The organism is Limnospira sp., assembly GCF_051859755.1.
GTDB classification, from domain to species: Bacteria; Cyanobacteriota; Cyanobacteriia; order Cyanobacteriales; family Microcoleaceae; genus Limnospira; species Limnospira fusiformis.
The window spans coordinates 1-9,784 of sequence record NZ_JBIMLI010000124.1 but is presented as its reverse complement, the minus strand read 5'-3'; the positions used below and the strand labels follow the sequence as shown (position 1 = coordinate 9,784).

Below are 9,784 nucleotides of genomic sequence, written 5' to 3'. Positions count from 1 at the left end.
GACCAAGAATAGACTACCCCCAAATCATAAGCAGTTGCCATGGTGTCATTGGGTTCGTACCAGTAGTCATTAGGTTCGTCATAATATGGCATTTTTCTTCTCCATTAAACGAATACAAAAACCTAAGCCACCCCCAATCAGGGTGGATGTTTGTGATTTTCACAGGTGATCTAATCATCGAAGCTCAAAGTTTCAGGCAATTAGATCCGTTGAGTGTCAACTGGCAAATTTTTTCTATATTTAACTCCTGAGTTATCTCTTCTGGGAAAATGATTTCCTAGTGAATAGGTACAGACGGAGAGAACGCCTCTTATATCGATACTTGCCACGAAGAGGCTAAAGGCAACAGTGAAGAGGAAAATCCTGATTTCATCCTGGTTCGGAGATTCTGTGGCTGTAGCCTAGTTATCAAGACATAAGCACTGCCTCTTGGCATGAAATTTACAACAGTGACGGGCCTCAATTCAGTGGTTACGGATGGGCTAAATCCTCAAAACTGCTTTCCCATAACGGTTGTGGCTATCATGTTTTTTGCGAGACTCAGTGACTATTTGAGATGGCTTGGGAAAAGCTATTAACTCTATATATATGACCTCCTGCAACCCTGACTTGACACCATTATATCCGCCGCTTAAAGGATTGGGAGTTTATTCATGAAAATTTAATATTTTTTGACATTGCTATAAATCACAGCCTGAATTTGCTTCAATAATCTTAATAATTCCTGCCCCCCGTCAAGGAGCAAGATTGTCAATATATTTCTGAGACTCGCCAGGATAAATGATCCCATCCCCTGATTAAGGGAACATTAACAAGTATGGAAACACTCCTGGCCTAGTTAAGAAATGTAAAAGGAGTTCTTCCCTGGTGGAGTGATGATAGGTCTGGTGGCTGGCGTATTTACAAATTTTACATGGATGGTGGCTCAGAAAACCTGGAAAATACTGGTGCTGTCAATAGGTGACAGTGAACTGCTATACTAGAATGGAGGAATTAATGGACTGATAGCAGATGATTATGCCTATTATCCTGGTATTGGTATCGTTCAATTTGCCAGGAATTAACCCTTAATGTTATCCTATCAATTTATGATTAATTTGTTTAAATAAAAAATGCCAATTTTAGATATTTTAAATGGGATTAAATGGCAAAATCGACCTAAGTTAATTTCCTTGTTTTCTGGGTGTGGCGGAATGGATTTACCATTTCATCGGGCGGGTTTTCAAGTGGTTTGGGCGATTGATTGTAATGAGGCGGCTTGTCAGACTTTTAGGCGGAATATTTCCGAGAATATCGCCTGTGATAATATTCAAGAAATTGAGATCACTAAAGTTCCCCAAGCTGACTTAATTACCGGAGGTTTTCCCTGTCAAGATTTTTCGATGATTTGGAAGCGTCCCGGACTCACCGGAACCAGGGGAAATCTTTATACCTACTTTTTAGAGTTTATTCGTCACCACCAACCTAAAGCATTCATTGCGGAAAATGTCAAGGGTTTACTCAGTGCGAATAAATATAAGGCGATCGCTAAAATTATTGCGGATTTTGAAAACATAGAACCGGGTTATGTGGTCAAGCCAAAACTGTACAATTTCGCCGATTATGGAGTCCCCCAATATCGGGAAAGGGTCTTAATTGTGGGGGTAAGAATGGATACAGGCTTTAATTTTATTCATCCTTCCCCGGAATATGGAAGCGATCGCCTTTATCCCTATCTCACCGCCAAACAAGCCTTAAAAGACGTGGAAAAAGTGGCTGATAATAATGAACATCAAAGGATCCATTCTCGCACCGTCGAAATTATCAAGCGCATTAAACCAGGGGGAAATTATACAGATATTCCCCAAGATAGCGAATACTATGTCAAAGGAATGATTAGTCATGTATATCGACGACTCCACCCAGACCAACCCTCCACAACTATTATCGCTGGGGGTGGTGGGGGAACTTGGGGTTATCATTATCAAGAACCGCGATCGCTGACTAACCGGGAACGTGCGAGGTTGCAGACTTTCCCGGATGATTTTGTCTTTGAAGGGTCTGTAACCGAAGTTCGTCGTCAAATTGGAAACGCGGTTCCTCCTGATGGTATGGTAGCATTAGTCAAAGCATTAATCCCACTATTTAACAACTCATATCAACCCGTAGATTTATATCAATTTAATCAGGAATTACAGAAACTTTCCCTTAGCGATCGCCTCAAATTAGCCAATTCTGAATCAGCCATCAACTCCCCAAATAGTCTCAGTAGCTTAACCCTTTCACCTCCTCAGCCACAGCCACCCCCCAACCCACAGAACCAGGAAAAGGAGCCACTTTCCAGCCTTGATTAGTCAACCCAGGATGTACCCCTTTTATTCCGGGTATAATAATCGGAATATCAACCACCTCCAACATAGCCAAATCATTAGGACTATTCCCCAAACCAATAGTCGTAATACTTTCCCCCCTATTAACCTGTTGATATCGATTAACCAGCCATTGAACCGCGCCACCTTTTCCCGCCTGGTCTCCAATTAAATGAGAAAAGCGATCGCCAACCACCACATTAAACCCCAGGGCTTTGACCTGATGTGCTAACCTCTCCGGATCCACATGGTGAGGAGTAATAAAAGGCTCAGTAAACTCTCGATTTTTTGCCCGTTGTGCTTCCGGTTCCGACAAACCAGTTAACTGCATAATATCGGCAATATTCAAATCACCGAACCCCGTCAAATCTTCACCAATCGCCGCGCTCAAATCTCGCAAACCGTCGCGCACTTGTGCATAAACACATCCCCGTTGCCTGAAATAGTATTTTCCGGCAATTTTCATCTCCTCAGAAAACAGATAATCTTGATGTGGGGGAATAAAAATAGCACTGCCGTTTTCCACAATAAACGAATCCGTCAACCCGATTTCTGTTGATAATACCTCCACCTCCGCGCGAGTTTTGCTGCTGACCGGGATAATCGGGATCTGTTGTTGTTGGAGGTCTGCGATCGCCCTTATAGCCCCATCGTAGCCATAATCATCAGAATTTAGTAGAGTACCGTCTAAATCAGTAAAAATTAGCAACATAGCACAAGCCCAACACAGCCAAAGCAGTGATATAATGACAAAATTATCACCCTAGTAGTTAGTATATTTGGAATTGTTCATGTCAGTTTTGGCTGCGATCGCGGTTCTTGGAATCTTAATCGTCGTTCATGAGCTTGGCCACTTCATGGCGGCGCGACTTCAACATATCCACGTTAATCGATTCTCCATAGGCTTCGGTCCCGTTTTGTGGAAATATCAAGGCCCAGAAACTGAGTATGCACTGCGAGGCTTTCCCTTGGGGGGTTTTGTCGGCTTTCCCGATGAAGATCCCGATAGTGAAATCCCCAAAGATGACCCAAACCTGTTGAGCAATCGACCAATTTTAGATAGGGCGATCGTAATCAGTGCGGGTGTAATTGCTAACTTGATTTTTGCCTACTTGTTATTAGTGGTTCAGGTAGGAATGATTGGCGTTCCCGACTTTGACTATCAACCGGGTGTCCGAGTCCCCTCTGTAGCCAGTGATGTTAGTTCAGCGGCGGCGAAAGCTGGGATTGAGGATAATGATCTAATCATATCCGTGAATGGAGAGGAACTAGGAGCCGAGTCTAAGTCCATTACCCGCTTGATTGAGGTAATTCAGTCTAACCCTAACCAACCTCTAAAAATGGAAGTTCAACGGGGCGATCGCATTATCCCCGTAGAAGTGACTCCAGAACCAGGCTCCGATGGTAAGGGTCGTATTGGAGTACAACTAAGCCCTAACGGTCAAATTGTCCGTTATCAGGCTGATGGGATAATTGATGCGTTTGTCAAAGGTGCTGAGGAATTTCAGCGGATTTTTAACTTGACTTTGGCGGGGTTTTCCCAACTGATTAATAATTTTCGGGAAACAGCTCCCCAACTTTCCGGTCCCGTCGCTATTGTGGCGATCGGTGCTAATATAGCCCGTTCCGATGCTAGTAATTTATTCCAATTTGCTGCCCTAATTAGCATCAACCTCGCTATAATTAACATCCTCCCTCTCCCGGCTCTTGATGGCGGTCAGTTGGCGTTTCTGCTGATTGAAGCCCTACGGGGTAAACCTTTACCGCAACGGGTACAAGAAAGCGTCATGCAAACCGGATTGATGTTGTTGTTGGGGTTGGGTATTTTCCTGATTATTCGGGATACTGCCAATTTAACCGATCTCAGTTGGGTGCGATCGCTACTCCAATAGGATTGAGCCAAAAATGAGCAGCCACCAACACCATAAACTCCGACATCGCGCCCTAGAAGTTCTTGTGCGTCTCAAGCGTTTATATCCTGATGCCGCTTGTACTCTCAACTATGAGACACCTTTACAGCTATTGGTAGCCACTATCCTCTCAGCACAATGTACTGATGAACGGGTTAATCAGGTGACACCAGCTTTATTTAAGCGCTTTCCTGATGCTTTCTCTTTGGCGACCGCGGATTTGCAAGAGCTGGAAACTTTGGTGCGATCGACTGGATTTTATCGCAACAAGGCTCGCCATATCAAAGAATCAAGCCGGATGATTGCTGAGAAATTCGGCGGGGAAGTTCCTAAACGCATGGAACAATTGCTCGAATTACCCGGAGTAGCCCGTAAAACCGCTAATGTGGTCATGGCTAATGCTTACGGGATTAATATGGGCGTGACTGTTGATACCCATGTGCGTCGTCTCAGTCAACGGCTGGGATTGACTCAGCATAAAGACCCCGTTCGCATTGAGCGGGATTTGATGCAGGTTCTACCTCAGCCAGATTGGGAAAATTGGTCAATCCGATTGATTTATCATGGGCGTGGGATCTGTACAGCCCGCAATCCGGCGTGTTACAATTGCAAATTGTCAGATTTATGCCCATCAGCACAGATCGGCTAGTAGGATTATCTAAACTTGATTAGGAGGCGTTAACTCTAAAAATGGCTAAAAAAAGCATGATCGAGCGTGATAAAAAGCGCAAAGAATTGGTTGATAAATATTCCGACAAGCGCCAACAACTGAAAGAACAGTTTGACAGTGCTACTTCTCAGGCGCAAAAAATGACTATTCACCGCCAGATCCAGCAACTACCCCGCAACAGTTCTCGCACCCGTCTGCGGAATCGATGCTGGGTAACAGGACGGCCTAGGGGATATTACCGCGATTTTGGCTTGTGCCGCAACCAATTGCGAGAAATGGCTCACCAGGGACTTTTACCCGGTGTGGTTAAGTCTAGCTGGTAGGATCGGTATCGATGGGGAGTTGGGATAATTCCCCGATTCCCGATCAACACTTGACTACTGACCGCAGCAACGCTCGTATCCTAGGCTCTGTAATAGTAAATCGCTGACGGCATTGGCGATCGCAAACTCACCGAAAAAGGTTTTGGAAAAGTCGAATGATTCCATCTCCGTCACAATGGCGATCACTAAGCAGCCTAGATCGTTTTCCCCCTCTATGCGCTGGCGCACGAAAATCTGTGAGGCGCGTTCCGCTATCTCGGCGTTCACCGCTTCCGGTATAAATTCGCGATCGAGCCAGTCATGTAACGTCTTTTTCAGCCACTCCCCTTCCTGTAGGGGATTTTCAACAGGGGGTAGGGTAATAGGTTTGGGCGGTTCAGCCATAATCATATTATCTCTAGTGTGTTTGCTTCAGTTAGTTTTGAATGACAGTCACAACTGGTGACTCTAAGGTTTTTTCTGTCCCAGTTTGATCATCTCGGTCCAGTTGCTCTATTCTAGCTTGGATCAATGCTACTAGGTGAACTCTCACCATTTCCGCAAATATGCGGTTAATCGATGATTCTACCTGGTTAGCCTCGATTTTGCAGCAAACTTGATAGGTTTTATACTTCTTGACTTTATAGGTCTTCGTTTTGGGGTCTAAAACTTTATTGGTGGTGGTGCGACTCTGAATTGATACTGATGGCTTGGGGCGACGATACCAAAATAGACGATAGGACCGAGTATTTTCATTACTCTGAAACCGTAAAATTGTGTCCGTTGAACCCCACATTCTCACAGTGTAAGCATTATCAACTTTGTGGATCCGTAAATATCCCCAATCTTTTTCGGTTTGATTTAACAGTTTGCTTAAAGTATTCTCCAGCATCGGATAAGAAAGATTGTTAACCATATTATTGAATGAATAAAAGCTGATTTTAGACTAACTTACCATTCTATCACATTTCGGCGAATATGCAATATGATATATCAGCAATTATTGAAGGATATGCTCAAGGCTATTTCTTAATGGCAAATGATGGGGAAGACTCCCTAGGATGGTACAGCAGCCACCAACGAGCCTTGATTCCCCTAGATGAACGTTTCCGCTATCCGCGATCGCTTCAACGATTCCTTAATCAAAATCGCTTTCAAGTCGCGATTAACGGCGATTTTGATGCAGTGGTGGAAGGCTGCGCTGACCGCGAAAATACTTGGATTTCGGCGGAATTAAAGCGCATTTATCAAGTATTGAATAGACAGGGATGGGCTCATAGTTTCGAGACCTGGGAAGGCGATCGCCTCGCTGGGGGGATTTTGGGAATTGCGATCGGCGGCGCTTTTATCGGCGAGTCTATGTTCTTTAATATTCCTAACGGCTCAAAAGTAGCAATGGTCAAGCTCGTTGAACACCTGCAAAAACGGGAATTTTGCCTATTTGATGCCCAAATGAATAACCCTCATTTAGAGCGTTTTGGGGCTTTTATTGTCAGTAAAAAACAATATAATCAGTTACTGTCAAAAGCCCTCAAAAAAAGGTGTTTTTTTGATTAATAAGCCCCGCCGCCTCCTCCTGAATTAGGAGTATCGTTAACAGGAGGATCTTGGGCTTGACAGGCTGAAGCATTAAAGGGATTATTGCAGGCTGCTACAACTTCACCGTCACTAAGGGACGAGTTTCTAGCCTCAGCAACAGTGGTTATGCTGAACGTAGACCCGATGACTAAAACTAAGACAGTTGTAAATTTGAGTAAGCATCTCATAATGGAACATAACCTCTGTGAACTCAATCGCCTGATTCTCGGCTCATAGATTCCCTTTACTGTCTACACTTAATTATATCAGTGATTTTACGGATGTATTTTTCTCCGAAGAGCTAGTGAGCCAACACACAATCTCTAAAGTGGTATCCTGCCACGGATCTAGCTTTTGTAAAGAATTGTTAAGTTTTCAGATATAGACCCTCACCATTTAATATACAGCACTAAGTATTTTTAGACAAGTCACGCTTCTGTAATATTTGGAGGTACAGGGGGGGTCAACTCATAGGAGTTCTGATGTCGGCTTTTGGCGCGATACATAGCCGCATCAGCTTTTTGAACTAAAGTTTCATAATCTTGACTGTCCAGGGGATAGAGGCTAATTCCGATACTCAGACCGATGGTAATAACATGGCTATCGAGTTCTGACTCTTGAGTTACCTGGTCTAGTATTTTTTCCGCCACCCTGACCGCATCAGCATGACTAGGGATTCCTGGTAGGATGATAGTAAATTCATCACCCCCAAGGCGACTCACAGTGTCACTAGCGCGTAAACAGCCTCGCAAACGTTCGGCGACCAGTTTAAGCACTAAATCCCCGACATGGTGTCCGTATTGGTCATTAATAGGTTTAAAATTGTTAAGGTCGAGAAAAAATAGCCCGACAAACTTTTGATTAGTATCAGCCCAGATTAAGGCTTGGGTGAGGCGTTCCTCAAATAGTTGGCGGTTGGGTAAACCTGTGAGGGGGTCATGGTCAGCCCTTTGCTGAAGTTCAGCGTTATATTTTTCCAGCTGTTCGGCTAGTTGTCGGAGGGTTTCTTCGGATTTTTTGCGTTCGGTAATATCGCGAATTATCCCAACCAAAAACAGATTACCTGCTGCGTCTTTATGAAGCGATCGCTTAGTCGCAATCCAGTGATTAACGCCACTAGCATCAGTTAATTTTTCCTCATTTTCCTGTTCCCAGTTAGTCTGAAAAGCCAGTTCATCCTGTTCATAAAAAAGATCCGCTTCCCTCTTCGGGAATAAATCATGGTCACTTTTCTTTAAAATCATCTCCACCGGGAAGCCTACCAATCGCGAATAGGCTTGATTAACCACCATTTTTTTATGGTCTTTAGTTTTGACATAAATAGGGTCAGGAATAGTGTTAATAATGCTATTAAGGAAATCGGTTGAGCGTTTAAATTCTTCTTGAATATGTGCTAAGTAAGTGGTGACTACAATACCAGAAGCCCCCAGGGTAATTAAAGGTGGTACAACGGGAATCCACCAGCCCATTAAAAGCACTAGATAAGCGCCTGTAAAGATACCGCCGCTAAGTAAAATAATCATCAATATGGAACGATAAGGCGATCGCAGTTTCCAGGACAAACTAGCACCGACCCAAGACCAGAAGATAATCCAGAGCCATTCTACAGGTTCTGACCAACTAGACATTAGGGGACGTTCTTCTAGGATTGTAGTTAAAATTTGGCTGAGAAAATTAGCATGAAGTTCCACGCCATAAATAAAACGAGGTTCTTCAAATAGACTGCTACTGTAGGGGGTTAAGTGAAAATCTTTGACACTAAAAGCCGTAGACCCAATCATGACAATGCGATTTTGAAATAGAGAGGGTGGGACATCTCCATTCAACACATCTCTGAGGGAAACGGTTTTAAAACCTACAGCGGGATTGCGAAAATTAGCTAATACTTGATAACCAGCATTATCAGCGCGGACATAAGGCCCATCATTGGGTTGAAATTTCGGAAAAACCACCCCATTAAATTGCACTTCATAATTATCAGTTAAAGTGGGAAAAATGCCATGATATTCCAGTTCTATCAAAGCCAACTGAAGCGCAAAACTCCGTCGAGTCTGACCATCATCACTACCAGCATATAATAAATTGCGACGGATGCGACCATCGGAGTCAATGACAAAGTTATTAAATCCGATCATACCTATTTCCGCCAAAGCCGGGGGAGGTGGAACGGCGGCGACTTTAAGAGTTTCCAGGAGTTCAATACCAATCAAATTAGGAATATTTGTTAAGGCTTGGGTAAATTCATCGTGACCGGGTTCCATGGGTATACCCCGATATAAATCCAAACCGATCGCCCTAGGTTCTGCGTCATTAATAATGTATAATAAATCAGCTAAAATGGCATCAGAAACGGGGAACCCATACTCTCTTAAATCCTGTTCATCAATACCAATAATCACAATCCGGTCTTCTGGAGATTCCGGGAGACGAGCGCGGACTAACACATCAAAAACAGCTAATTCCGAGGTTTGTAGAAGTCCTAAAAACCTGACCAGAAGCACCGCCGCCGCCACTCCAGAAGAGGTAATCCAGATGTGCTTACGTTCCAAAAACCATAATTTTAGGGAAGTTAAAGCCTGCTGAGGATACTTACTAAATCCCTGTAAGATTCTGAACATCCGATCGCTTATCCCTACAAATGTGATGGAACTCAGACCCACCCTGATTATAGACAGTTCAAATTATGGTGAGAGCGATCGCTCAACCTCAGAACCTGTGAAAGTTAATCAAAGGAAGAATTAGCAAAATCCTGTCTGTCTTGATAATCAGACAACTCCGCCAGTTTTTGTAAAGATAACCGTCCCTGGTAGAATTTCTGGTTAATTTCCCAAGTCGGATAAGCATTAATTCCAGCTTGTTGACACAGTTGTGGTCGCGCGTTAGGACCCTGTGGATCGCACTGGTAGGGGTCGAAAGGGAAGTCGCCTTCCCCAACTCCCATTCAAAACCGTGCTTGATACTTTCGCATCACACGGC

At 43.8% G+C, this 9,784-nt stretch carries 11 protein-coding genes; 5 read left to right on the top strand and 6 right to left on the bottom strand.

The annotated features are described in order from the left end of the window. The first annotated feature begins 1,112 nt into the window (after nucleotides 1-1,112). Nucleotides 1,113-2,333 (top strand): DNA cytosine methyltransferase, encoded by a 1,221-nt coding sequence (locus ACTIE0_RS18400; RefSeq protein ID WP_006669659.1) that lies wholly within the window; start codon nucleotides 1,113-1,115, stop codon nucleotides 2,331-2,333. On the opposite strand, the gene ACTIE0_RS18395 is transcribed toward ACTIE0_RS18400, so the two are convergent. Then, nucleotides 2,245-3,060, bottom strand: coding sequence for an HAD-IIB family hydrolase (locus ACTIE0_RS18395; protein WP_006669658.1), 816 nt, complete (start codon nucleotides 3,058-3,060; stop codon nucleotides 2,245-2,247). The genes ACTIE0_RS18400 and ACTIE0_RS18395 overlap by 89 nt on opposite strands. Before the next feature lie 79 nt (nucleotides 3,061-3,139). Here ACTIE0_RS18395 and rseP point away from each other — a divergent pair, with 79 nt between their 5' ends. From rseP to rpsN, 3 genes are read left to right on the top strand one after another with little or no spacing between them, the layout of a single operon-like run. Continuing rightward, on the top strand, nucleotides 3,140-4,240 hold the full coding sequence (rseP, locus tag ACTIE0_RS18390; protein WP_006669657.1) for an RIP metalloprotease RseP: 1,101 nt from the start codon (nucleotides 3,140-3,142) through the stop codon (nucleotides 4,238-4,240). 13 nt (nucleotides 4,241-4,253) lie between these two features. Further along, nucleotides 4,254-4,907 carry an endonuclease III gene (gene nth / locus ACTIE0_RS18385; RefSeq protein WP_006620428.1) on the top strand — a complete coding sequence of 218 codons (654 nt, stop codon included), beginning with the start codon at nucleotides 4,254-4,256 and terminating at the stop codon, nucleotides 4,905-4,907. Between the two features lie 41 nt (nucleotides 4,908-4,948). Continuing rightward, the gene (rpsN, locus tag ACTIE0_RS18380) at nucleotides 4,949-5,251 is read left to right on the top strand and encodes a 30S ribosomal protein S14 (RefSeq protein WP_006620429.1); all 303 of its coding nucleotides are present in this window, start codon (nucleotides 4,949-4,951) and stop codon (nucleotides 5,249-5,251) included. Between the two features lie 54 nt (nucleotides 5,252-5,305). Here rpsN and ACTIE0_RS18375 read toward each other — a convergent pair whose 3' ends face one another. Both ACTIE0_RS18375 and ACTIE0_RS18370 read right to left on the bottom strand, forming a co-directional pair. Next, nucleotides 5,306-5,635, bottom strand: coding sequence for a hypothetical protein (locus tag ACTIE0_RS18375; protein ID WP_006617915.1), 330 nt, complete (start codon nucleotides 5,633-5,635; stop codon nucleotides 5,306-5,308). Between the two features lie 31 nt (nucleotides 5,636-5,666). Further along, nucleotides 5,667-6,122 (bottom strand): hypothetical protein, encoded by a 456-nt coding sequence (locus ACTIE0_RS18370; protein WP_008049658.1) that lies wholly within the window; start codon nucleotides 6,120-6,122, stop codon nucleotides 5,667-5,669. 86 nt (nucleotides 6,123-6,208) lie between these two features. Between ACTIE0_RS18370 and aat the strand changes: the two genes are divergently transcribed. Then, on the top strand, nucleotides 6,209-6,787 hold the full coding sequence (gene aat / locus ACTIE0_RS18365) for a leucyl/phenylalanyl-tRNA--protein transferase (RefSeq protein ID WP_006669656.1): 579 nt from the start codon (nucleotides 6,209-6,211) through the stop codon (nucleotides 6,785-6,787). Here aat and ACTIE0_RS18360 read toward each other — a convergent pair. From ACTIE0_RS18360 to ACTIE0_RS18350, 3 genes are all read right to left on the bottom strand, one after another. Continuing rightward, nucleotides 6,784-6,996: a hypothetical protein gene (locus tag ACTIE0_RS18360; RefSeq protein WP_006669655.1), complete on the bottom strand. Its 213-nt coding sequence runs from the start codon at nucleotides 6,994-6,996 to the stop codon at nucleotides 6,784-6,786. The two genes, aat and ACTIE0_RS18360, sit on opposite strands and share 4 nt — an antisense overlap. A 240-nt stretch (nucleotides 6,997-7,236) precedes the next feature. Next, nucleotides 7,237-9,426 (bottom strand): CHASE2 domain-containing protein, encoded by a 2,190-nt coding sequence (locus ACTIE0_RS18355; RefSeq protein ID WP_006669654.1) that lies wholly within the window; start codon nucleotides 9,424-9,426, stop codon nucleotides 7,237-7,239. Between the two features lie 104 nt (nucleotides 9,427-9,530). Beyond that, on the bottom strand, nucleotides 9,531-9,749 hold the full coding sequence (locus ACTIE0_RS18350; RefSeq protein WP_006620434.1) for a hypothetical protein: 219 nt from the start codon (nucleotides 9,747-9,749) through the stop codon (nucleotides 9,531-9,533). Between the last annotated feature and the right edge of the window lie 35 nt (nucleotides 9,750-9,784).

Excerpts from the sequence above, each read along its gene's own strand:
- rpsN (WP_006620429.1), top strand. The coding sequence starts at position 4,949 with ATGGCTAAAAAAAGCATGATCGAGCGTGATAAAAAGCGCAAAGAATTG.
- nth (WP_006620428.1), top strand. The coding sequence starts at position 4,254 with ATGAGCAGCCACCAACACCATAAACTCCGACATCGCGCCCTAGAAGTT.
- ACTIE0_RS18400 (WP_006669659.1), top strand. The coding sequence starts at position 1,113 with ATGCCAATTTTAGATATTTTAAATGGGATTAAATGGCAAAATCGACCT.
- rseP (WP_006669657.1), top strand. The coding sequence starts at position 3,140 with ATGTCAGTTTTGGCTGCGATCGCGGTTCTTGGAATCTTAATCGTCGTT.
- ACTIE0_RS18395 (WP_006669658.1), bottom strand. The coding sequence starts at position 3,060 with ATGTTGCTAATTTTTACTGATTTAGACGGTACTCTACTAAATTCTGAT.
- ACTIE0_RS18375 (WP_006617915.1), bottom strand. The coding sequence starts at position 5,635 with ATGGCTGAACCGCCCAAACCTATTACCCTACCCCCTGTTGAAAATCCC.
- ACTIE0_RS18370 (WP_008049658.1), bottom strand. The coding sequence starts at position 6,122 with ATGCTGGAGAATACTTTAAGCAAACTGTTAAATCAAACCGAAAAAGAT.
- ACTIE0_RS18355 (WP_006669654.1), bottom strand. The coding sequence starts at position 9,426 with ATGTTCAGAATCTTACAGGGATTTAGTAAGTATCCTCAGCAGGCTTTA.
- ACTIE0_RS18360 (WP_006669655.1), bottom strand. The coding sequence starts at position 6,996 with ATGAGATGCTTACTCAAATTTACAACTGTCTTAGTTTTAGTCATCGGG.
- ACTIE0_RS18350 (WP_006620434.1), bottom strand. The coding sequence starts at position 9,749 with ATGGGAGTTGGGGAAGGCGACTTCCCTTTCGACCCCTACCAGTGCGAT.
- aat (WP_006669656.1), top strand. The coding sequence starts at position 6,209 with ATGCAATATGATATATCAGCAATTATTGAAGGATATGCTCAAGGCTAT.